The organism is Serratia sp. LS-1 (genome assembly GCF_003719595.1).
GTDB lineage: Bacteria > Pseudomonadota > Gammaproteobacteria > Enterobacterales > Enterobacteriaceae > Serratia > Serratia ureilytica.
Genome location: NZ_CP033504.1, coordinates 1,809,875 through 1,833,338, shown reverse-complemented (window position 1 = coordinate 1,833,338; position 23,464 = coordinate 1,809,875). Strand labels below are relative to the sequence as shown.

At 58.8% G+C, this 23,464-nt stretch carries 14 protein-coding genes; 10 read left to right on the top strand and 4 right to left on the bottom strand.

Features of this window, described 5'->3' with window-relative positions:
- Positions 1-141 precede the first annotated feature (141 nt).
- The gene (locus EDY99_RS08960) at positions 142-2,577 is read left to right on the top strand and encodes a glucose/quinate/shikimate family membrane-bound PQQ-dependent dehydrogenase (RefSeq protein ID WP_123061684.1); all 2,436 of its coding nucleotides are present in this window, start codon (positions 142-144) and stop codon (positions 2,575-2,577) included.
- Positions 2,578-3,020: 443 nt separating this feature from the next.
- On the opposite strand, the gene EDY99_RS08955 is transcribed toward EDY99_RS08960, so the two are convergent.
- Positions 3,021-5,951 carry an autotransporter domain-containing protein gene (locus EDY99_RS08955; RefSeq protein WP_231922825.1) on the bottom strand — a complete coding sequence of 977 codons (2,931 nt, stop codon included), beginning with the start codon at positions 5,949-5,951 and terminating at the stop codon, positions 3,021-3,023.
- 1,024 nt (positions 5,952-6,975) lie between these two features.
- Between EDY99_RS08955 and EDY99_RS08950 the strand changes: the two genes are divergently transcribed.
- From EDY99_RS08950 to EDY99_RS08920, 7 genes are all read left to right on the top strand, one after another.
- Complete coding sequence (locus tag EDY99_RS08950; protein WP_047575248.1) at positions 6,976-9,081, top strand: bifunctional diguanylate cyclase/phosphodiesterase; 2,106 nt, start codon at positions 6,976-6,978, stop codon at positions 9,079-9,081.
- Positions 9,082-9,358: 277 nt separating this feature from the next.
- Positions 9,359-10,735, top strand: a complete 1,377-nt coding sequence (locus tag EDY99_RS08945; RefSeq protein ID WP_047575251.1) for a glycosyl transferase family 2 — start codon at positions 9,359-9,361, stop codon at positions 10,733-10,735.
- Between the two features lie 76 nt (positions 10,736-10,811).
- The gene (locus EDY99_RS08940) at positions 10,812-12,089 is read left to right on the top strand and encodes a glycosyltransferase family 2 protein (protein ID WP_046898373.1); all 1,278 of its coding nucleotides are present in this window, start codon (positions 10,812-10,814) and stop codon (positions 12,087-12,089) included.
- Positions 12,089-13,537: a radical SAM protein gene (locus tag EDY99_RS08935; RefSeq protein ID WP_123061683.1), complete on the top strand. Its 1,449-nt coding sequence runs from the start codon at positions 12,089-12,091 to the stop codon at positions 13,535-13,537. Before EDY99_RS08940 ends, EDY99_RS08935 begins: the two co-directional genes overlap by 1 nt.
- Positions 13,538-13,540: 3 nt before the next feature.
- Positions 13,541-14,350, top strand: a complete 810-nt coding sequence (locus EDY99_RS08930) for a hypothetical protein (RefSeq protein ID WP_046687030.1) — start codon at positions 13,541-13,543, stop codon at positions 14,348-14,350.
- A complete protein-coding gene (locus EDY99_RS08925; protein ID WP_123061682.1) occupies positions 14,347-15,519 on the top strand; it encodes an MFS transporter in 1,173 nt (390 codons plus the stop codon). Before EDY99_RS08930 ends, EDY99_RS08925 begins: the two co-directional genes overlap by 4 nt.
- A gap of 22 nt (positions 15,520-15,541) precedes the next feature.
- Entirely contained in the window at positions 15,542-16,354 is an 813-nt protein-coding gene (locus EDY99_RS08920) for a hypothetical protein (protein WP_123061681.1), read from the top strand.
- Between the two features lie 30 nt (positions 16,355-16,384).
- Here the strand turns inward: EDY99_RS08920 and EDY99_RS08915 are convergent, their stop codons facing one another.
- Complete coding sequence (locus EDY99_RS08915) at positions 16,385-17,578, bottom strand: MFS transporter (protein WP_089197038.1); 1,194 nt, start codon at positions 17,576-17,578, stop codon at positions 16,385-16,387.
- A 149-nt stretch (positions 17,579-17,727) separates the two neighbouring features.
- Here EDY99_RS08915 and EDY99_RS08910 point away from each other — a divergent pair, with 149 nt between their 5' ends.
- Positions 17,728-18,642, top strand: coding sequence for an ABC transporter substrate-binding protein (locus EDY99_RS08910; protein WP_123061680.1), 915 nt, complete (start codon positions 17,728-17,730; stop codon positions 18,640-18,642).
- A gap of 57 nt (positions 18,643-18,699) precedes the next feature.
- Here EDY99_RS08910 and EDY99_RS08905 read toward each other — a convergent pair whose 3' ends face one another.
- Complete coding sequence (locus EDY99_RS08905) at positions 18,700-20,475, bottom strand: sigma-54-dependent Fis family transcriptional regulator (protein ID WP_046687026.1); 1,776 nt, start codon at positions 20,473-20,475, stop codon at positions 18,700-18,702.
- Between the two features lie 274 nt (positions 20,476-20,749).
- Here EDY99_RS08905 and EDY99_RS08900 point away from each other — a divergent pair, with 274 nt between their 5' ends.
- Positions 20,750-22,270, top strand: coding sequence for an aldehyde dehydrogenase family protein (locus EDY99_RS08900; RefSeq protein ID WP_033643043.1), 1,521 nt, complete (start codon positions 20,750-20,752; stop codon positions 22,268-22,270).
- A gap of 60 nt (positions 22,271-22,330) precedes the next feature.
- On the opposite strand, the gene adhP is transcribed toward EDY99_RS08900, so the two are convergent.
- Entirely contained in the window at positions 22,331-23,347 is a 1,017-nt protein-coding gene (gene adhP / locus EDY99_RS08895; protein WP_033643042.1) for an alcohol dehydrogenase AdhP, read from the bottom strand.
- Positions 23,348-23,464: the final 117 nt, after the last annotated feature.

Genomic DNA, 23,464 nt, shown 5'->3' with positions numbered 1-23,464 from the left:
GAGGTTGTGCCGATAACGTCGGCTTTTCCCTCATAAAAACAGTTACATATCCTTAACAAGCGCACCTCCATCAATGTTACAATAGTCGCCAATAACGACCTATTCACCTTTAATAATCAGTATGTTATTGGAGATTATTCAATGTCAGATGCCAATGCACGTTCGGGCATAAAACTTACGCTATGGTGTTGCCTGTTGGGCATCATCCTGGCCGCCACCGGCCTGTTCTTCACTGTCGCCGGCGGCAAACTGCTCTCGCTGGGCGGCAGCGTCTACTTCCTGATTGCCGGCCTCGTCATCCTGCTGTCGGCCATTCAGTTTTTCCGCCGCAAGTCCTCAGCGGTTTGGCTGTTCCTGGCGGTGTTCATCGGCACCGTCATTTGGGCGCCGTTGGACGCCGGTTTTGATTTTTGGCCGTTGATTTCCCGCCTGATGGTGCCGACCGGCCTGATGCTGCTGGCCTTCCTCACCTGGCCGGCGCTGCGTAAGCGCGAAGGCAAAGCGCCGTTGGCCAAGCCGGCTTACCTGCTCTCCGCCTTGCTGGCGGTCGGCATGGTCGGCGCCTTTGTCCAAATGTTCCAGCCGCATCCCACCGTTGCCTTCAGCGGCCAGCCGCTGCCGCTGATCCCGGTTGATAAAGCGCAACAGCAGAAAGATTGGGATAACTACGGCAATACGCCGGGCGGCAGCCGTTTCGTCGCGCTGGATCAGATCACCCGCGATAACGTGCGGGAGCTGAAAGTCGCCTGGACGTTCCATACGGGTGACATCCCTATCAGCCCTGATGGCAACGGCGCGGAAGATCAGCAAACGCCGCTGCAGATCGGCAACCGCATTTTCCTGTGCACGCCGCATAACAATGTGATCGCCGTCGACGCCGACAGCGGCAAAGAAATTTGGCGGCGAGAAGTCAACGCCAAGTCGCAGGTATGGAACCGCTGTCGCGGCCTGGCCTACTTCGACGTCAACAAGCCGTTGCCCGCGCCGAGCGTGCCGGGTTCAACCCCCGCCGCGCCCGTCGCGCTGGCGGCCGGTGACAGCTGCCAACGGCGCATATTGATGAACACCATCGACGCGCGCCTGATGGCGATTAACGCCGACAACGGCGAATTCTGCCAACACTTCGGCAACCAGGGCGTGGTAGACCTGAAGGCCGGTCTCGGCGACGCCACCGATCCGAAATATCAACTGACGTCGGCGCCGACGCTGGCCGGCACCACCGTGGTGGTCGGCGGGCGCGTTGCCGATAACGTGCAAACCGATATGCCCGGCGGCGTGCTGCGCGGCTTCAACGTGATCACCGGCGAAATGCGCTGGGCGTTTGACCCGGGCAATCCGCAGCCGAACGCTGCCCTGAAACCGGATCAACACTTCGTGCGCAGCACCCCGAACTCCTGGGCGCCGATGTCGTACGATCCGGCGATGAACACGGTCTTCCTGCCGATGGGCAGCTCCTCCGTCGATCTGTGGGGCGCCAACCGCAACGCGCTGGATCACCGATACGGCGCCTCGGTGCTGGCGCTCGACGCGACCACCGGCAAAGAGAAATGGGTCTATCAGACCGTGCATAACGATCTGTGGGACTTCGATCTGCCGATGCAGCCCAGCCTGCTCGACTTCCCGATGCAGGACGGCACCACCCGCCCTGCGCTGGTTATCGGCACCAAAAGCGGGCAGATCTTCGTGCTGGATCGCCATACCGGCAAACCGCTGACCGAAGTGAAGGAACTGCCGGTGAAGACCCGCACCATTCCGGGCGAGCAATATTCCGCCACGCAGCCGTTCTCCGTCGGCATGCCGCAGATTGGCGCGCAGAAGCTCAGCGAGTCCGACATGTGGGGCGCTACGCCATTCGATCAATTGATGTGCCGCATCAGCTTTAAATCGATGCGTTATGACGGCCTGTTCACCGCGCCGGACACCGACGTTTCCCTCAGCTTCCCCGGCTCGCTGGGCGGCATGAACTGGGGCGGTCTCTCTACCGATCCGAACAACCGTTATATTTTCGCCAACGATATGCGTCTGGGCCTGTGGGTGCAGATGATCCCGCAGAAAGCCGACGCAGGCGCGCCGGCCGGCAACGGCGGTGAAGCCGTGAATACCGGCATGGGCGCGGTCCCGCTCAAAGGCACGCCATATGCCGTCAATAAGAATCGCTTCATGTCGCCGCTGGGCATTCCTTGCCAAAAACCGCCGTTCGGCACCCTCTCCGCCATCGATTTGCAGACGCGCAAAGTGGTGTGGCAGGTTCCGGTAGGAACGGTGCAGGATACCGGGCCGTTCGGCATCAAAATGCGCGCGCAGATGCCGATAGGCATGCCGACGCTGGGCGGCACGCTGGCGACTCAAGGCGGCCTGGTGTTTATCGCCGGTACGCAGGATTATTATCTGCGCGCCTTTGATTCGTCCACCGGGCAAGAGCTGTGGAAAGCGCGCTTGCCGGTCGGCAGCGGCGGCACGCCGATGAGTTACGTCTCGCCGACCACCGGTAAGCAGTATGTCGTCATTTCCGCCGGCGGCGCACGTCAGTCGCCGGATCGCGGTGATTACGTCATCGCCTACGCGCTGGATAAATAATCGCCGGAACGCCGGTTAAATAAAGCGGCGCACCGCGCTCAATGGGCATTTAGAGGGAGACGTTGCATGACGTCTCTTTTTTTTGGGTTTATTGCCTGAACAGCAGAATATTAACCATCCGTTTCATTTTCATGCCTTTTCTTCTATTTCTCTTACGGCGATACAGCACGCGCCACCGGCGCCGGTGATACTCACAGGCAATTGATATGTATAAGGTAAAAAATAATAAAATGAAGAGAAATTCCATGTTTCGGCCTAAATCCTTTTAGTCATTTCAGATGATTATCATCAATTTTTCTAACCAAAAGAATTAGAAACATCCTGTTCTAACGCGCCTTTATCCTGTGAAGACACCGCCGCCCGGCCTGTCGCTTCCGCGCGCCCCATAAAAAACCCCCATCGTTGCGATGGGGGCTGAGTAGCGTGAAACGGATCAACGGCTATCAGAAGCGCCAGGTCAGACCGGCATTGACGCTGTTGTCCTGATGGTTGGACGACAATTGCCCGCCGTAACCGAGGGACAACACGGCGTTTTTGTTAACCCAAACATCGACGCCCGCCTTCAGAACCGCCCCGTCACGGGAAACGGGGACGCTGTTCACGTCGAACGCCGCATCGCTGCGTTTGAACATCAGCTGTGTTTTACGCTCCAGCTTGCCGTACTGATGTTGCCAACCCAGCTCGCCGCGCAACGCGATCGCCACGCTGTCGGTCTGCCATTGCGTATCGGCGCGCAGGCCCAGCGTCGAAGCGGTGGCGGACTGACTTTGCTTATCGCCGCGCAGCGCCGCCGCCCCGCCTTGCTCGTTGATCCCCTCGTTGCGATAGTGGGTGTACGCCAGGTTGGCGAACGGCTCAAGATTGACCACGTCGTTGCTCCAATCGTAACCGCTTTCGATAAACAGCTGACCGGTGCGCGCGTTATAGCGGGCCTTTTCGCGATCCGCCTGCGCGCCGTAGTTTACCGAGCGCGACGTGTCGATGCGATGCCAGGTATAGGTGCCGCCCGCTCGCAGCGCCAACGCGCCGAAACGTTTGTCGCCGTACAGCCCCAGATGGTAGTTGTCGCTGTGAGCATCTGACTGATAGCCGCCATCCAGCGACGTGCGGGTATACCCGGTCATCACGCCCAGCCGGCCGTCGTCAAACAGTTCGCTGTCCAGACCCAACAGCACGCCATAGGTGGATGTCTGGTAACCGGTGGCGTTGTTGTTGCCGGAAGCATGCCCCCAATTGCCCAGCAGTTTCGCCCAGGCGCCATTATCATCCGCTTTGATATCGGAAGCGGTGCGGCGGCCTTCAGCCTGGCGCAAGCGCTCGGTGGCGGTATCGCGCAGATTACGGCTTTCGTTGATCTGGGCGGAAGCCATATCCGCGTGGATCTGGCCGGACAGTTGACGGGTCGCCTGCTGCAATTCTCTGGCCGAAGTGAAGCCGAGGAAGCTTTCATAAACCGGATGGCCGGCCACGGGGCTCGTCGCTTCGGTAACGGCTGTCGCCTCGCCTTCAACGCCCTGCAGTGCGGTTAGCGCTTCAGCGGTAGGCGCCGCGACGCTGCGTTTGGCCGTTTCCGTGACCGGTTCCGTGGCGTTGAGCGTTTCCACCGCGCGGGCGACCGCTTTCTCGTTTTCGGTGCTGGCCAGGCTGTCAAAACGGGCGGCGGTGCGCGTGATCCCAAGGCCGACGTCATTGCCCTGATAGTCCAGCGTCACGTTGACAAACGGATACGAAGGATTGGCGTTTTCGAAGCGGCCGGTCACGCCATCCGTCGTCGTCAGGATGGTGTATTTGTTGCCCAGCAGGCTTTGCGCCTCATTTTGCGACAGCAGGTTTTTGCTGTGCTCCAGGCTGACGTTCACACTGCCGCCGTAGAGGAAAGCGCGCCGCGCTTCGATTTTATCGCTGCGGCCATTGTCTGCGACCTCGACGTTATACTGCGAGCCGCGATCAAACACGGCGTCATGCAACACGTGCAGCGTACCGATGCCATTTCCCGGCGTCACGCTGCCGCCCCGAACCGCTCTGAATGCCCCCACCGTGCCGTCGCCGGCCAGCGTGCCGCTATTTTCGATATAGACATTGGACGCCACCGAACCGTTGATCGCCAGCACGCCCTGTTTCACCCAGGTGTCACCGCTGTAAGTATTATTGCCCAACAGCGCCAGCGTACCGGCGCCCGTTTTGGTCAACCCGCCGTGGCCGCGGATGTCATTGCTCCACGAATCGAAGTCGCATTCGCCCGACGTGCAACGCCGCTCAACCGGGGTTCCGGCTTCGACGATATTCCCCAGACCGGGGATATTCACCACGAACTGTTTTTCACTGTAGGAACCCGGTACATAGAATTCCTGCGGAATATCCTCTTGGGTGATAAACATCTTCGGCCCGTTGATCGCATCGCGTAAATTGACGCGGCCCCAGCCGAATAAATGATCAATGCCGGCCTCGCCTAAATCGGTGGCGGTGGTTTTGATGACCGCGGATATTTGAGCGGCGCTCATATAAGGGAAGCGCTGCATCAATACGGCGGCAAATCCGGTGACGTGCGGCGCCGCCATTGAGGTGCCCGACATATTTCCGTAATCGGGTTTAACCGTCAGCTCGCCCTTATTATAGGCTTCGCGGTTCACCGCCCCGCCGGTATTGGAAACCAGCTCCCCTACGCTGCTGTAAATACTGCTGCCCGGCGCTGACACGCAAAAACTGGCCGTATGTCCGCAGCTGGTTGAGGAAACGCTTAACTTATCGTTATTACTCAGATTGGTCACGATCAGATAATTGTTTAATACCTCAGGGAAAGCATAGGGAAGTGACTTTTGCGCCTCAGGAATATTGTAGTTATTGTAATTTCCTGCCGAGAAAACGATCAGCTTGCCATGCTTGGCGGCGCGCAGCAGCGTCGCCATGGCGCTGTGCCCGCCGGTGGGCACGGGTTGCTCGCTGCCCCATTCCAGGTTGGACTTATTGCGCATCACTTCATTGATGACGTCGGTTTTCACCCACGCCACATAGTCAGGCCGCCCGTTCGGCAGCCAAATGGTGTTGCCATTGGCATCCTTTCTGACCGCCGGTGGGATCCCCCAGCTGTTATTGATAACCCGGGCTGGGCTCTGGATCAGTTCTTCGCGGCCGTTGCGATTGCCGAAGTCGTTCAACTTGGCGCCGATAATGTCCGCGTCGTAGGCGACGCCATGCATACCGGAGCCGTCTCTTTTGGCGGCTGCAATACCGGCGACATGCGTGCCATGCGTACCGAATGACATATTATCTTGTTTATCATACGAGAAATTATAGCTGCCGTTATCCAGCCGCGTCAGTTTACCGGCGAATTCCGGATGAGAGAGAATGGCATCATCAATAACGCCAATCGTCACGCCCTTTCCGGTATAGCCTCTGGCATAGGCGAACTCGGCAGAAATAGCCTCAAGCCCCCATTGGCGATTAAATTCTGCGGTTTTCCAACTGTCGGGCGAACCTAATTGTCCTGGTTCCCGATAAGCGGCAAGAGATGAATGAAGAGATAAGCCATAACAACCCAGAAACACGCAATACGCTAACTTCAATTTTTTATTAAGTATCATTTTACGCTCCATGTTTATTTATACCCAGAAGAAAACTGACGTTTTAACTGCGCTGAAACCTCCTATGATCGTGAAACGACAGATAACGCATGCCTGCCCGACGCGGGCCGCATAAAACAGGCTGAGTGATAAAAATTCGGGCGTGCGGACATGAAGATGTCACCACGCCATACGCTTAGGGCGTAGAAGTGCAGACAGGTGGCGAATGTACGTTTGCCGGCGATAAACCCGGCGCCGTTATACCGGCACGGCTCGGCCATCCGGCCGAAGCGCGAGAATCAGGCTGTGGGTGCATCTCGCTTAATTATCCAGTTTTGTTAATGATTTTCATTCGCGAGGCTATCTTATACGTAAGTAAAGTGTCAACAGATGAAACAAAACATTTCTTGATTTGCATCATAACTTTCACCGCAAACGTCGGCGACAGGTGCGTCGGCCACCGCTGAACCGGGCATAACATGGCGCTTTTTACCGCCCGGCATGCGGATTTTGTCAGTCATGATGCATAAGAGAGGCGGTATGACGAGTGAAAGAGCAGCAGAAAGACTGAACATTTCCTCAAAAAGAAACATCAGGTTTGATTACTTTTTTGCGGTTATTAAACCGCCTGGTCGGAGCACTTATTTTTCGATGCAATATAAGAGGGGCTTATAAATAACAGGAGTATTCCTAATGCGTTCTTGCGTAATCTATTTCATGCTATCAGGCCGATTTTTAGCCGCGCCCGCTGGCTATTCCCATTTTCATTGGCAAGACTATATTGAAAGAGGCTCTGCTATAGAGCAAGAATATGGGTAATTTTCCGAGGAAATACCGCATGAGCCTGTTGCCCGAGCAGACCAATAACAAAAATCCGATCGACCTCTACAGCGAAATCGTAGACGACTTGCCGGGTCTGATCTGCTTCGGCAACCGCCTTGGCGGTTACTTCAACAAGCAGTGGCGCGACTATACCGGCGCAATCGCCGGTGAGCACGGCGCCGCAGACTGGCTCGAGGCCCTGCACCCTGACGATCGCGAACGCCTGGCCGCGCAATGGCGCCAGGCCATCGTTGCCCTCTCCTCGTTCGCCGGCGAAGCCCGTCTGCGCGAGCGCAGCGGCGCCTACCGGTGGTTTATGCTGGCGTTTAACGCCCGCCAGGACGGCAAGGCGCTGGAGCCCAGCTGGTACCTCACCGCCACCGACATCCATCCGCAAATGCTGCAACGCCAGCAAAACGTTCAGGCGCTCTCTATCCAGCAAGACATGCTGGACGCCAGCGTTGACTGCATCAAAGTGATCAATCGCGACGGCACGCTGCGCCACATGAACCGCTCCGGCAGCCTGGCGCTCGGCCTCGATCCGGCGCAAAAAGAGTTTGGCATGCCCTGGCTGGGGCTGTTGTCGCCCGAAGTTCGCCGCCGCGGCAGCAAAGCGTTGCGCAGCGTCAAAGCCGGTAAGAATGCGCGCTTCGCGGGATTGAGCGTGACGCCGCAGGGCAAAAAACAGCATTGGGACAACATCCTCTCTCCCGTCAGCGATGAGCACGGGGTCGTGGCCGAGATCTTGTGCGTCTCACGGGATGTGACGTCGCAGCGCGTGATGGAGCAACGCCTGCTGCTTGCCAGCGAGTATGACGAACTGACCGGCCTGCCCAACCGGCGCCTCTTCAAGAAAAAGCTGAAGCAAGAGATGAAGCGCGCCCTGCACGGCAACAAGTCGCTCGGGCTGATGCTGCTGGATCTTGACCATTTCAAACTGGTGAACGATACGCTGGGCCACGCGGCGGGCGATCATCTGCTGCGGGTGCTGGGCAAAAGGCTCAGCGCCTGCATGAATACCCATTCGTTCGTCTCTCGCCTCGGCGGCGACGAGTTCGCCGTCGTGATCAGCGACGTCGAAAACGAGCAGGATATTTTCCGCATCGCCAACAAGTTTCTGCTGCAGCTGGAGACGCCGATCACCCACGGCGGCAAGACGTTGCATTGCGGCATGAGCATCGGTGGCGCCATCTATCCCAAAGATGCCCGCGATGCGTCAGAGCTGATGAAGTGCGCCGATACCGCGCTGTATGAACTGAAAGAAGGCGGCCGCGGCGGCGTCTACATGTTCGACAGCAAGATGATGGACAAAGCCCGCGCCCGCGCCAGTCAGCTCAACTACGCGCGCCAGATCGTGCGCGATAATTGCATTCGCCCCAACTACCAGCCGAAGGTCAGCCTCGCCGATGGCAGCATCGTCGGCTTCGAAGCGCTGCTGCGCTGGCATTGCCCGCAAAACGGCATACAGCTGCCGGCGACGGTCAGCGAGGCCTTCAACGACTATGAACTGGCGACCAAAATCAGCGAAGCCATGCAGCTGAAAGTCTTCGCCGATATCGCCCGCTGGCGCGCGGCCGGCGTGGCAGTGCGGCCCGTTTCGCTGAACGTGTCGCCGATCGAGTTTTTACGCGACAACTACGCCGAAACCTTCCTGCAACGCCTGCTGAAGTTCCACATTCCCCACCACCTGATCGAACTGGAAGTGACCGAACACGCGTTCAACAAGCACGGTTCGAAATACGTACTGCGCGCGCTGCACATGCTCAAAGAGATGGGTATCCGTATCGCGCTGGACGACTTCGGCACCGGCCACTCCTCGTTCAGCCATATCATGGACTACCCGCTGGACTGCATTAAGCTGGACTGCGACTTCATTCAACGCATGAACACCGAACCGGCGATCCTGGCGATCGTGGAAAGCATCGGCATTCTCGGTCAAAAGCTGTCGATCGATATCATCGCCGAAGGCGTGGAAACCGAGCAGCAGCGCCAAACGCTGTGCGAAGCCGGTTTCCATATCGGCCAGGGGTTTTTGTTCAGCCCGGCGGTGGGATCCCAGCAGGTGCCGACGCTGCTGCAGGCGATACTTCAGCCTGCCGAAGGCGGCACGGCGAATCGTTAAATCGGCATCGCATGCCCCACATTCGGGGGGCTTGATCCCCCCTCTTTTCCTCTGCTTGTTTCACGCCTCCCGCACCGGAATATTTGTGAGAGCCCTCACAAAGCATAAACGTATCTTTACATTTTTGAACGGTTAAGCTTCCGTTCTGTCAGATTTGAGTGTATTCCAGAGCGTCAAAACGATTCTTTTTCCACTCAATTGGGAACGTTACCGGAGACTTGTTAAGAAATAGTTAATTTAAATCAATGCACTACAAATAATAGCAGGAGGTACTGCGATGCACGAAAGGCAAGAGAAGAATGCAATGTTCATTTCGTTCGATGCCGTCTCGGTCTCGGGGATCACGGTGGAAGCAATGAAGATTGCCAAACGACTGCAAGCCTGTGGATTTCGCTCTTATCTTGATTTGGGATACGACATCAAGATTGATAAGGGAAACTTTAATAAACCCTATCAGCATGAGCATGACATCTACCGCGATGTCTTTACGCTGGTCCGCCTGGATGACATCACGTCGATTCCAGATTACCACCCCGCCTTTCTCGAGTACGCGCACGCGGCGTTGATCGGCCAGAAAACGCCCATTGACGAGCAAGAAAAAGCCGCTTTGTTGCATACCATCGCGTTGACGGCGCGGCAGCTGGCGGATCGCCTCATCGCCCAATGGGAAGCGCTCGCAATCAGCCATGTGGTGGTGGAAAACGGCACGCTGCCGGAAAACATCATCTATACCAAAGCGCTGTATCTGGCGATCGAAGATTATGGCCGACGTTATCGACTGACGCGTTTCGTCATCTGGCGCGATCATGACCTGATGTGGAACAGCGAAAAAAAGGTGCTCAAATACGGCCCGCCACCTTATTCTCACGCCATCAAACCTATCCCTTCAAAATACATTACCTATGTCACGCTCAATCACGATCTGAAGCAAAAGCTGGAGGCCTGGTGCAATCATGATGTCCATGTCGAGGTAAAGAAAAATACCTATGACTTCTCGGACAGTCACGAAAGAACGAATGTCAGAAAGCAGATGAATATTCGCGACAATGATCTTCTCATTGCCAGAACCACCCGCATCATCCCTCAGAAAAGATTGGATCGCGATATTGTGCTTATCAGCCGGCTTAACGATTTATTTATCCGCGACCACAACACGCGACGCGCCTATTTGGCGATCGCCGGCAATGAATATGAAAATCCGTCATGTTATCTGCAACTCGCCAAATTGGCGCAGGAACTGAATGTTCTCCCCTATGTCAAATTCGTCGGCATGCTTCCCCATGTCGATATGCGCTCGGAAAACGACGCGTTTTGCATAGAGGACCTCTATCACTCTTGCGACCTGGTCTCTTTTCTCACCTCGTATGATTATGATAGCTATGGCAATCCTATCGGCGAAGCGATCAGTTGCCGCCGTTGCTATATCACCACTCGCTACGAATATTATCACGAAGTCTACGGCCGGCATGGGTTTGAAGCGCCCGTCATGCCGATCTCCGAGTTACAGGATGGGCCGCCGAACGACGAATTCATCCAGCAAGTCTACCGGTTCATTAATAACAAAGAGAAGATGAAACGCGTGGCGGAAAAAAATTACGCGCTGGGCAAGCGGATTTTATCCAACAACGTCATGGAGTTCTTAAATATCAGCTAATCATCGAATGACGTGAAATTTAACTTTCAGACAAGCCATTTCTAACTGTGGACTTTCATTAGCCCTTGGAGGATCTATGCGTGATACTGTTTTTGTGTCTGTCGTACTGCCCGTTTATAATGAAAGCGACCGTATTGAGGCGGTTTTACTTTCGCTGTTCAATCAGCACACCAAGAATGAATTAATCACCCACGACACTTACGAACTGATTGTCGTTGATAACAACTCCACCGATGATTCCGTCGCTAAAATAAACGCGTTTAGTGAAAGGCATCCGGCTATGGCCATTCATGTTATCGCCGAAACGGTGCAGGGTGTCTCCTCGGCCAGAAAACGCGGCATGGACTATGCGTCGCTGCGTTCTAAAGCCCGCGACAGCCGGCTGGGAAATAAACGCAAGCACTATATCGTTTCCGCCGATGCCGATTGCACCGTGGATGCATTTTGGCTTTACGAGCTGGTGAATACCATGATCGAGCAACAAGGCGACCTGGGCACCTGCAACTATTACTACCCTCCCGCAGAGTTTGAGCACCGCCCCAACCTGTTCCGCGAGATCCAAAAAACGCTGCGTCTGCGCGAATTTTCGTTCTCCCTGTTCGGCGGCTTCCCCGACGGCAAAGGGTTCGGGGTGGAGCGCAGCCTGTATGACGCGGTAGGCGGCATCGAAATCTTCTACCAGCTCAACCATGGCCGCTTTGTCGAACACCTGTCCGACGACTGGGACTTCGGCATTAAGGTCATCGCCTACGGCGGCAAGCCGGTTTACGCTCGCCATGCTTACGTTGAGATCAACAGCCGCCGGGTGGACACCATTCTCGATGAGGTGATCAACGGCATCGCCTACGGCAAGGACGGCATCATTATCATGAAGGACGTTCGGCCGGACGTTGAGCGACAGAAAACCGCGCTGGCGGACGCCACGCCGGCGGAGGCGAAACTGGCCTGGGACTACTCGGTCAAGGACTACACGCCAAAGAATATCTTACTGCCGGTGCTGCTCAATCCGTATCTGCTGTTGGAAAACAGCGAAGTGCGCGATTTCTTCTCCGGCCCGCTGGCCGACAGCCTCTACCGCCGCATTCATGAGCTGAAACACGAGATGCGCATCATCGATTTCAAACCGATCCATGCCTACAAAACCCCCGCCTATCGGCTCTACCTCGAATTTCGCGATGCGCTGTTTGCCGCCATGCGGCGCGCCGTCGGTGACGATATCGGCTTCCCGCCCGCATTGCCGGCCTGCTTCGATACGGTCAAAGACGAGGATTTCACCCGCTTTGTTTATTACTTCTGTGAAGACCGCGAGTCCGGCGAAGCCCACAACTATTTCGGCAACGGGGGGGTCTTCTGATGAACGACGAAGCCTTGCACTCATTGCTGGATATCGATGAAAACTATCCCACGCCGCGGGTGAACGCGTTCCTGGCGCAACCGGAAAACCGGGCCTTTCTGGAGTACGTCCATAAGGATCCGTTCGGCTGTCACGTGTTCCCCGGCGATCTCGTCGACTACCCGCTGGCCGCGTTTTTTGCCGATATGGAGGCTGACATTCGCCAGGCGGGCAAAATCCACCTCTGGGCCTATATCCCGACCTGCCGCTATCGCTGCCATTTTTGTCAGTACCCCACGGTGATCCTCAATCCCAAGGCGCCCGCCTCTCAGGCGGTATTCCGCGATTTGGTCGATTTCAACATCAAGGAGGCGCAAATGTGGCTGGCGCGCGTGCCCAGCCTGGCCGAAGTGGAAATCGGTGAATTCAACGTCTTTGGCGGCACGCCGTCCTTGCTGCCGGAGCCGGAACTGCGCCGCATGATGGCCTTCTACTTCAGCCACTTTAACTTCACCAACGCCACCCTGCGCTTCGAAGGGGAGCCCGGCACCCTGAACAAAGCCTATCTGGCGCTGCTGAAAGAGCTCGGCTTCAGCAAAATCAGTTTCGGCACCCAATCCTTCAATGACGACATCATCACCGCCTGCGGGCGCATGCACTCGGCCGAAGAGTGCGTGGAGACCATTCATCATGCGCGCGCGCTCGGCATTGATTGGGTCAGCGTGGATCTCATTTACGGCATGCTGGGCCAAAGCGTGGACGACGTGAAATACGACATGGAAAAAACCCTCGAGCTGAATCTGTCGCACGTCGTCTGCACCAAGCTGCACATGGATGAGTTTATTAAAAATCGCACCGGCGTCTCGGGCGAGCGCGAAAGCCTGTGGCAGAAAAAGGGGCTGATCAGCATCAACAACCTGCGCTTCCCTGGGCTGGGCAAGCAGTACCAAATGCGCGAGCTGGTCGAGAACTACCTGAATGGCGGCTATACCGAACACCCCACCATGTACTTTCACCGCAATGATCAACAGCCGGAAAAGTGGAAATCGCTCATCACCGATCTCGACAAGCAGTATCCGGAAGTGGCGATCGGTTTGGGCGGCAGCTCCAAATCGACGCGATCCGAAGCCATCAACATCACCGGTTACAAGAAGTACAAGGAGGCGCTCAACCAAGACCGCCTGCCCATCGAGGAAAGCCGCGGTTTCTCCCCGATCCAGCGTGAAGTGAACGCCTTCAAAATGGCGCTCTCCACCTTGCTGCCGGTGGACGATCGGGTGTTTAAACGGCGCTTTGACGGCAACAGCCTGTTTGCTAACCCGGTCATCCGCCGCACGTTGAAAACCCTGGTGGATAAAGCGCTGGTCACCGTCGATGGTCCGTGCGTGACGCTCACGCCCATCGGCGTCACGCTGGTCGAAGCCATTATCAATACCCAATTTTCCGCCGCATTCGTCAATCAGGAGTGAAAGATGACGACGACAGTCCCCGATCCCAAACCGGTATTCAGCTTCTATTACATCGGCATCGATACCGAAGCCGGCGTCACGCCACAACAGTTTGAAACCTTCGTGCGCGAACAAGGCGTGCATATCCCCTGTTATCCCGGCTGGCGCTGGACGTTGCTGCGCGGCCTACGCGGCGAACGCGTCGGGCAATACCTGATGCTGTACGAGATTGACAGCGCCGAGCAGCGCGATCGTTACGTCACCGCCACCGGGCAGCGAACGGCGCACGCGCACGAATTCTGGCGGCGGCATGCCGCCGCGCAGGAAATCCTCGCCGAGTGGCGAAAACTGGGCACCTACAGCCTGCTGCCGACGCTGTTCAGCGATTATCGCCTGCTGGCTGAGAACAGAAAAAGCGACGTGCCGCCCGGCCCGCGCTACCGGGAACGGCCGGGCGAACCGCCCGAGGCGCGCATTATCGGCATCCACAATCTGGCGCTGCGCGAAGGCGTGACCCCGGCGCAATTCGAACGCTTTATCGCCGAAAATCACCATCGCATTGAGGATTATCCGGGCTGGAAGTTTCACTTGCTGAAGGGAGAGCGCGGCAATCGGCTCGATCAGTACGCGGTGATGATGGAAATCGTCAGCCTGGCGGCGCTGGACGTGTTCTATCCGGAGCCCGATATCGCCACCGCCGAAGCGGCAACCTTCGCCAAAGCGCATCGCGACACCAAGCAAATGTATGAAGAGTGGAAGCAACTGGCGTCATTTTCCGGTTCACCGCAGATTTATACCGATTATCTGTCCGTCGCGCAGAGCCGATCGTCATGATGCTACCTTGGCTAACCGGCGAGGCCGCAGAGAATCATCGCCGGCAAATCGCCACCCGAGCGATCTTCTTCCTCGCCGGGTTGGGCATGGCCGCCTGGGCGCCGTTGATCCCTTTCGTGAAAGCGCGATTGGGCATCGATGACGGCGCGCTCGGTTTGCTGCTGTTTTGCCTCGCCGCCGGCTCCATGGCGATCATGCCCTTCGCCGGGTATCTGATCGCCAAACTGGGGTGCCGCGCCGTGTTGCTGGGCGCTGGCGCCTTGCTGTGCATCGACTTGCCGCTGTTGGCGTTACTCGATGCTCCGCTGTTGATGGGGGCGGCATTGGGGGTATTTGGCGCCGTCAACGGCATCATGGATGTGGCGATGAACTCACAGGCGATAATCGTCGAGCGGGAGAGCGGCCAGGCGAAAATGTCCGGTTTTCATGGTTTCTACAGCCTTGGCGGCATTGCCGGCGCCGGCGGCGTCAGTCTGTTGCTGCTGGCGGGCCTCGCCCCGACCCAGGCCATCGGCCTGATCGCCCTCCTCATCGCGATCCTGCTGCTGATCGTCGCCGGCGATTTACTGGCGCACGGCGGCATCGGCGAGCGGCGACGGGGCGGCGCGCGGTGGGCGCTGGCCCACGGCAAGATCCTGTTTATCGCCCTGCTCTGTTTCTTCGTGTTCCTGACCGAGGGGGCGATGCTCGACTGGTCGGCATTATTCCTGCATGCCGAGCGCGGCGTGGCCAAATCGCAGGCGGGGATCGGGTTCACGCTGTACGCCGTCGCCGTGGCCTGCGGGCGGCTGTATGGCGACAGGCTGATCGGCGCAATCGGGCGCTACCGCACTCTGTTGCTCGGCAGCCTGTGCGCCGCGGCGGGCGTGCTGTTGACCGTCACCGTCCCTCTGGTATCGGCCGCCTTTGGCGGGTTGATGCTCGCCGGCCTGGGCATCGCCAACATCGTTCCCATTCTGTTCAACGCCGTCGGCAATCAAAAACAGGTGCCGCCCGGCCAGGCGTTTCCGGCCGTGACGCTGGTCGGCTATCTCGGCTTATTAACCGGCCCGGCGCTGATCGGTTTTATCGCCAATTACACCAGCCTGGCCCTGGCGTTCGGCTGCACGTTGCTGTGCCTGTTGCTGGTCAGCATCAGCGCCAAAGCCGTGACGAACACATCTCACTAACTTAACTTGCGAGGATCGTTTAATGCATGCATCAAGCACGCCGGTTTTCTCCCTGCACTACGTGGGAATCAACCTGAAACGGGGCGTCGCCTCGGATCGTTTCGAAGCGTTCGTTCGCCGTAAAGGCGTCGCCATCCCGGCCTATCCCGGCTGGCGATGGACGCTGCTGCGCGGCCTGCGCGGCGAGCGTGAAAATCAGTACCTGATGGTTTATCAGGCTAAAGACGCCGCCACCTACGCGCGCTATATCGACGGCAACGGCGAGCTGACCGACGAGGCGCACGCCTTTTGGCGGCAGCGTCCGGAGGCCGCCGCGCTGATTGAGGAGTGGAAAACCTTCGCGACCTTCGCCGAACTGCCGACCCTTTACACCTGTTACCGTCTGGTGGCCGAGAATAGCCGCAGTTCATTGCCGCCCGGCCCCAATTACCGCAGCGAACCAGGGAAGGAAAGCATTCAGCGTGTCATCGGCATTCATAACCTGGCGCTTAAAGCGGGCGTCTCGCCCGAGCGGTTTGAACGGTTCATTACCGACAACATCCACCGCGTGGAAGACTACCCGGGCTGGAAGTTTCACCTGCTGAAGGGCCAGAGCGGCAATCGGCTGGACCAATACGCGGTGATGCTGATCATTGAAAGTCTGGCGTCGCTCAACGCGTTCCATCCGGAGCTCGATGTCTCAACCGAGCAAGCGCTCAGGTTCGTGGCCGAGCATCAGGACACCGAACGCATGTACGACGAGTGGAAAACACTGGCGTCGTTCTCCGGCGCGCCGCAAATCTACACGGATTACCTGGCGATTGGCGGCAACGAGAATGACGCCCATCGGGCGTAAACCGCGCGGCGGCGTTCAGCGCCGCCGCTTTCACGGCCGCCGTTCGCCGAACGGCGCCAGCTTCATGCCGATAAGCGTCACCACGCAGATGAGCGCCCCGGCGTAGAAGGTGGAGGCGGAACCGAACAGCTCCCACAGGGTTCCGGCCCCGAGACTCGCCAGCAGCAGCGCCACGCCGCTGATCAGATTGAACATGCCGAACGCGGTGCCGCGCAGGTGCGCCGGCGCGGTATGTGCCACCATCGCCGCCAGTAGCCCCTGGGTCATGCCCATGTGCACGCCCCACAGCGCGACGCCAAAAAGCACCCCGCCCCAATGATCGCTCTGCGCCAATACCAGGTCAGCGGCGATCAGCACCAGCAACCCGGCTTTCAGCAATCCTTCATGGCTCATGCGGTCGGACAGTTTTCCGAACGGATAGGCCGAGCAGGCGTAGACCAGATTCATGGCGACCATCACCAGCGGGATCAGCGCCAGCGGCGTGCCGCCCTGCTGCGCCTTCAACACCAGGAACGCTTCACTGAAGCGCGCCAGCGTGAAGATCGCGCCGATGCTCACCACCCACCAATAGCTGCGCCCCAGCAGCCGCAGGTTGGCGCGAGTGATCGGGTTGGTGCGCTTGTGGGTTATCGTGGCGGCCGGCTCTTTCAGGCCGAAAAACAGCAGCGCAATCGCCAGCGCCGCCGGGATCGCCGCCACCCAGAAGATGGCGCGAAAATCGTTGTGCCACAGCAGCATCAGACCGACGGCCAGCAGCGGCCCTAAAAAGGCGCCGACGGTATCCAGCGACTGGCGCAGCCCGAAAGCCGCGCCGCGAATTTCCGGCGGCGTCACGTCGGCCACCAGGGCATCACGCGGCGCCCCGCGAATGCCTTTGCCCACGCGATCCAGCAGGCGCGCGCTCATCACCATGCCGGACGACGACGCGATGGCGAAAAACGGTTTGCTGATGGCGCCCAACCCGTAGCCCAGCAGCGCCAGCCCTTTACGTTTGCCGAGGTAATCGCTGAGCACGCCGGAGAACACCTTGACGATCAACGCCGTCGCCTCCGCCAGCCCTTCGATCAGACCGATGACAATCACGCTGGCGCCGAGCGTCGTCGCCATAAACAGCGGCAACAGGCTATGGATCATTTCCGAGGAAACGTCCATCAGCAGGCTCACGCCACCCAATACCCACACGCCGCGCGGTATGCGGCCCAACGTAGCGAAACGCGACGGCATGGTTCATCCTCGATCGATTCAGCGCCGCCAGAGGCGCCTCATGATTTTTCCAAGATTGGTTAGTTGATTTTGTTCGTTCACAGATCTGCAGCCTTTAGAGATAGTGCAACGACCGTGTGACATCCATAATAATGAAGGTAATTAACATAATGATATATAGCAAAAAGATGATAGTGATTGCGGCGCTGCTGAGTTTTTCCGCCGCCGCACCGGGCGTGGATCTCGTCGCCAACGAAACGCCGATCCACACGGTGAAGAGCGCCGAAGCCGTGGCCAAAATCCCCGCCGGCTTCCGGTTCGTGGAACCCGGCACGCTGACGGTGGCCATTTCCCTGCTGGGCAGCGGCCCGCCGTTCGGCCTGTACGCCCGCGACAATAAAACGGTGATCGGCAGCGAGGCGGACATCGCGCGCCTGGTGGCCGATGGTTTGGGGCTGAAACTCAGGCTGGTGCCCACGTCGTGGGAAGACTGGCCGCTGGGGGTGGCCTCCGGCAAATATGACGCCGCGGTTTACAACATCACCGTGACCAACGAACGCAAGACTAAATTCGATTTCGCCACCTATCGGCAGGATACGCTGGGCTTCTACGTCAAGTCCGACAGTAAAATCATCCAGATCAAAACGGCGCCGGATATCGCCGGTAAAAAGATCATCGTCGATTCCGGCACCAATCAGGAAGCGGTACTGCTGGCCTGGGACAAGGAGAACCGCGCCAAGGGATTAGCGCCGCTGCAGCCGGTGTACGTCACCGATAAGGCCGCCTCCACGCTGGCCATTCAGTCCGGCCGCGCCGACGCCACCTTCGGGCCCAACGTCTCCGGCGCTTATCAGGCGCGGCTGACCGGTAAAACCCGGCTGGTGGGCATCGTGCCCGGCGGCTGGCCGAAGACCGCCAACATCGCCGTCACGCTGAAGAAAGGCAACGGCCTGGTGGACGCGGTGCAGGCTTCGCTCAACAGCGCCATCGCCAACGGCAGTTATCTGCAGGTGTTGGATCGCTGGGCGGAGAGCGACGAGAAGATTGCCCACTCCGAGATTAACCCGCCGGGACTGGGGGATTGAGAGAGCAACAAACAGGCCCCGCGCAGCGGGGCCTTATCGCCCGTCAATCGATAAGCGTCATTCCTCTGCCGCTCTTCGCCTCCCCAGCTTGCGGTACAGCGTGCTGCGCGAAACGCCGAGCGCCTTCGCCGCCCGGCTGAGATTGCCGCCCGCCCTGTCGATCGCCGCCTGCAGATCCTCGCCGCCGGCGTCGGCGCATGCCTGGCGCGGCGACAGTACCGCGATCGACTGCGGCAGATCGTCCAGGGTGATCACCGCGCGATCGTCCGCCAGCGCCAGCAGCACCTTGAGCGTACTTAACAATTGCCGCACGTTGCCGGGCCACGGATAGCGCGCCAGCATCGCCAGCACCTCCGGCAACAGGCGAATGTCGCGCCGTTCGCCGCCCAGCTCCCGCCACAGCTGCAGAATGAACGCCTCCAATTGCGCCCGCTCTCTGAGCGGCGGGATGCGCAGGCTGTATTCCTGTATGCGATACAATAAATCTTCGCGAAACGCCCCCGTTTGCACCTGCCGATGCAGATCGTGGTGCGTCGCGCAAACCAGCGCGAAATCGACCGCATAGGCGCTGCGGCTGCCGAGCGGCGTGACCGTTTTCTCCTGCAACACCCGCAGCAGGCGCGTTTGAAGGCCCGCCGGCATGTCGCCGATTTCATCGAGGAACAGCACGCCGCCGTCCGCCTCGCGGATCTTGCCGATATAGCCTTTGGGGTTGGCACCGGTAAACGCCCCCGGCGCATAGCCGAACAGTTCGGACTCGATCAGCGGTTCCGGCAGCGCCGCGCAGTTGATCGCCACAAAGTTGCCGTTGCGCCAGCGACTTTCCTGAAACAGGCGGCGGCTGAAGTGCTCCTTGCCGCAGCCGGTTTCGCCGGTCACGCACAGAGAAAGGCCGGCGTTGAGAATGCGCAACGCTTTCTGATGCTGCTCGTCGTGCCGTTCCGCCGGCGGCGTCGAACGCAGAGCGCTAACGCGGCGTTGGGGCGCCTCGAGCAGCGAATAATAGTGCCGTTGATTGCCGGCCAGCGTCTGGCGCGGCGCGCCGGAGGGTTGCCGCAACAGATCGGGGAACAGCTGAGCGAATTCAAGCGAGCCGAATGCGGCCGGCGAGAGTTGGAACTCGACCATCGCCAGCCGATTGGCGGCGATCAGCACTTCGTCGTGAAACACCAGCAGCAGTTCCTGCGCGCTGCCCAGGCGCCCAGCGTCGGCGTGCAGGCGCAGCGTCCAGTGACGATCGGCGATCGCGCTTCTGACCCAGCGGTGTTCGATATGGCGCACCGCCTGCATGATCAGACGCTGCGCATCAGGATACGGGCGCTGGGCCGGGGCAGAGAGATCCAGTATGCCGGCAATATGGCCATCCGGCCGGTAGATCGGCGCGGCGGTGCAGTTCAATCCGGCGTTTTGGTTGAGAAAATGCTGATCGCCGCGCACTTCGCAGAAAGCGCCCAGCGCCAGCGCAGTGCCGATGGCGTTAGTGCCCCGCTCCGCTTCTCCCCACTGGTTGCCCGGCGCCAGCGCAAAGCGCGACGCCTTGTGCAGAAAATCGTGATTGCCACGGGTTTCCAACACCAGCCCGTCGGCGTCGGCGATCACCACGATGGCCGGTTGACGCGTAATTTGCGCGCCCAACTGTTCGATCAGCGGCTGTACCCGTTGCGGCACCCAGTCGTTGCGGCTGCGCAGTTCTTCGAGCAGACCTGCTTTGATAAACGGGATATGTTGATCGGCGCGCGTCAGGCCGTAACTGCGGCTGCGCTGCCAGGATTCCGCCAGCGGGTGGGTCAGCAAACTGGCGCTCTCAGTGAGCAAGCGATCGTCAGGCAACATGCGTTTCTCCCCCGGCTGCAAGTGTTGCAAATATGTATCATAGATGTGTATCAGGCGTTGCGACACGGAACACAAAAAATCATCGGCGGCAGCGGCACCGCTCGATTGGCCTACCCTCATCAATGCTTAACGTTTTAATAAATAGCCATTTTTTAATAACGCTACGTCCGTCGCTAATCTGGCACGGGGCGTGCTTCTCTGTGCTGCGGCGACAGGCCGCACTCACAGGCGCAGCGCAATAGCGCCGGTTATCATCTGCAGAGAGGTGCTTCACATGAAATATGTTCACCCCGGTTTGCCTGGCTCGCTGGTTTCGTTCCGTCAACGCTATGGCAACTACATTGGCGGCAAATTTGTCGAACCGGTATCCGGCAACTACTTCACCAACACCTCGCCGGTGACCGGCCAGCCGATCGCCGAATTCCCGCGTTCCGATGCCAAAGACATCGAACTGGCGCTAGACGCGGCGCATGCGGCGGCGGACGCCTGGGGTAAAACCAGCGTGCAGGAACGCGCCAATGTGCTGTTGGCCATCGCCGATCGCATCGAGTCGCGGCTGGAGATGCTGGCGCTGACCGAAACCTGGGACAACGGCAAACCGATCCGCGAAACCCTGAATGCCGATCTGCCGCTGGCGGTCGACCATTTCCGCTACTTCGCCGGCTGCCTGCGCGCGCAGGAAGGCACCGCGGCGGAGATCGACCAAAATACCGTGGCCTACCATATCTATGAACCGCTGGGTGTGGTCGGCCAGATTATCCCGTGGAACTTCCCGCTGCTGATGGCCGCCTGGAAACTGGCGCCGGCGCTGGCGGGCGGTAACTGCGTGGTGCTGAAACCGGCGGAACAGACGCCGCTCGGCATCAGCGTGCTGATGGAAGAGATCGGCGATCTGCTGCCGCCGGGGGTGCTCAACGTGGTGCAAGGTTTCGGCGCCGAGGCCGGCGAAGCGCTGGCGCGCAGCAAACGCATCGAAAAAATCGCCTTCACCGGCTCCACGCCGGTCGGCCGCCACATTCTCGCCTGTGCGGCGGAGAACATCATCCCCAGCACCGTCGAGCTGGGCGGCAAATCGCCGAACATTTATTTTGAAGACATCATGCAGGCGGAGCCGGCGTTTATCGACAAGGCGGTTGAGGGGCTGGTGCTGGGCTTTTTCAACCAGGGAGAGGTTTGCACCTGCCCTTCACGCGCGCTGATCCAGGAGTCCATCTACCCGCAGTTCATGGAGAAAGTGCTGGCGCGTATCGCCACCATCCGCCAGGGCGATCCCTTCGACACCGAGACCATGATCGGCGCCCAGGCGTCAAAACAGCAGTACGACAAGATCCTGTCCTACATCGACATCGCTAAAAACGAGGGCGGCAAAATCGTTGCGGGCGGCGAGCCCGCTCAGCGCGGCGACGAAGTGCAAAACGGTTTCTACCTGCAGCCGACGCTGATCACCGGCGACAACAGCATGCGTTTCTTCCGCGAGGAGATCTTCGGGCCGGTGATTGGCGTCACCACCTTCAAGGATGAGGCCGAAGCCCTGGCGCTGGCCAACGACACCGAGTTCGGGCTGGGCGCCGGGCTGTGGACCCGCGACATCAACCGCGCCTACCGCATGGGACGTGCGATCAAGGCCGGCCGCGTATGGACCAACTGCTACCACCTGTACCCGGCGCACGCCGCGTTCGGCGGCTACAAAAACTCCGGCATCGGGCGCGAGACCCACAAGGCGGCGCTGTCGCACTATCAGCAGGTGAAAAACCTGCTGGTCAGCTACGACGCCAAACCGCTGGGCCTGTTCTGAAGCCGGCGTAATGAGATAACAAGAAGGCCACCCGCAGGTGGCCTTCTTTTTTCGCGTGGCCTACTTCGCCATGCCGAGATCGATCACCATGCGACCGCGAATGGTGCCCGCCTTCATCTCCTCGAAGATGGCGTTGATATCGCCCAATGGCCGTTTGGTCACTTTCGGCGTCACTTTGCCTTCGGCGGCGAACTGGAACGCCTCTTTCAGATCTTCGCGCGTGCCCACCAGCGAACCCACCACCTGAATGCCGTCCAGCACCAGGCGCGGAATGCTCAGATCCATACTCTCCGGCGGCAGCCCCACGGCCACCACTTTACCGCCGGCGCGCACCGCATTGACCGCCGAGTTGAAGGCGGCTTTCGCCACCGCCGTCACCACCGCCGCGTGAGCGCCGCCGGTTTGCTGCTGAATGATCTCCTCCGCGTTTTGCGTTTTGGAGTTGATAGTCAGATCGGCGCCGATCTGTTTGGCGAACTCCAGCTGGCCATCATTGACGTCGATGGCGATCACTTTGGCGTTAAACACGTTCTTGGCGTACTGCAACGCCAGGTTGCCCAGCCCGCCCAGGCCATAGATGGCGATCCACTGCCCCGGCTTGATATCGGAAATCTTCACCGCCTTGTAGGTGGTGACGCCGGCGCAGGTGATGCTGCTGGCGGCGAAAGAATCGAGCCCGTCCGGCACTTTCACCGCGTAGTCCGCCACCACGATGCACTCTTCCGCCATGCCGCCGTCAACGCTGTAGCCGGCGTTTTTCACCGAGCGGCACAGGGTCTCGTTGCCGCTGACGCAGTATTCGCAGTGGCCGCAACCCTGGTAAAACCAGGCGACGCTGGCGCGGTCACCCACTTTTAACGAGGTGACGCCCTCACCGACGGCGGAGACCACGCCGATGCCCTCATGCCCCAACGTAATGCCCGGCACCTCGCCGAAATCGCCGTTTTTCACGTGCAAATCGGTGTGGCACACCCCGCAACACTCCATTTTCAACGCCGCTTCGCCGTGCTTCAGCGGGCGCAGCACTTTATCCTGAATGTCTACGGTATGGTTTTTCGTCACTACGGCAGCTTTCATGGTGTTTTCCTTAGCAGTGTGGGAAGTACAGTTGTTAATGTAGTGACTGTATTCGGCGAGGGCAAGCGCCGCGTGTTTTGTGTAAAAACAAATAATTAAATATGAATCAGTCTGATT

Coding starts and splice junctions, on each gene's coding strand:
- EDY99_RS08905 (WP_046687026.1), bottom strand. CDS start 20,475: ATGTTGCCTGACGATCGCTTGCTCACTGAGAGCGCCAGTTTGCTGACC.
- EDY99_RS08910 (WP_123061680.1), top strand. CDS start 17,728: ATGATATATAGCAAAAAGATGATAGTGATTGCGGCGCTGCTGAGTTTT.
- adhP (WP_033643042.1), bottom strand. CDS start 23,347: ATGAAAGCTGCCGTAGTGACGAAAAACCATACCGTAGACATTCAGGAT.
- EDY99_RS08920 (WP_123061681.1), top strand. CDS start 15,542: ATGCATGCATCAAGCACGCCGGTTTTCTCCCTGCACTACGTGGGAATC.
- EDY99_RS08915 (WP_089197038.1), bottom strand. CDS start 17,578: ATGCCGTCGCGTTTCGCTACGTTGGGCCGCATACCGCGCGGCGTGTGG.
- EDY99_RS08900 (WP_033643043.1), top strand. CDS start 20,750: ATGAAATATGTTCACCCCGGTTTGCCTGGCTCGCTGGTTTCGTTCCGT.
- EDY99_RS08940 (WP_046898373.1), top strand. CDS start 10,812: ATGCGTGATACTGTTTTTGTGTCTGTCGTACTGCCCGTTTATAATGAA.
- EDY99_RS08935 (WP_123061683.1), top strand. CDS start 12,089: ATGAACGACGAAGCCTTGCACTCATTGCTGGATATCGATGAAAACTAT.
- EDY99_RS08930 (WP_046687030.1), top strand. CDS start 13,541: ATGACGACGACAGTCCCCGATCCCAAACCGGTATTCAGCTTCTATTAC.
- EDY99_RS08925 (WP_123061682.1), top strand. CDS start 14,347: ATGATGCTACCTTGGCTAACCGGCGAGGCCGCAGAGAATCATCGCCGG.
- EDY99_RS08945 (WP_047575251.1), top strand. CDS start 9,359: ATGCACGAAAGGCAAGAGAAGAATGCAATGTTCATTTCGTTCGATGCC.
- EDY99_RS08950 (WP_047575248.1), top strand. CDS start 6,976: ATGAGCCTGTTGCCCGAGCAGACCAATAACAAAAATCCGATCGACCTC.
- EDY99_RS08960 (WP_123061684.1), top strand. CDS start 142: ATGTCAGATGCCAATGCACGTTCGGGCATAAAACTTACGCTATGGTGT.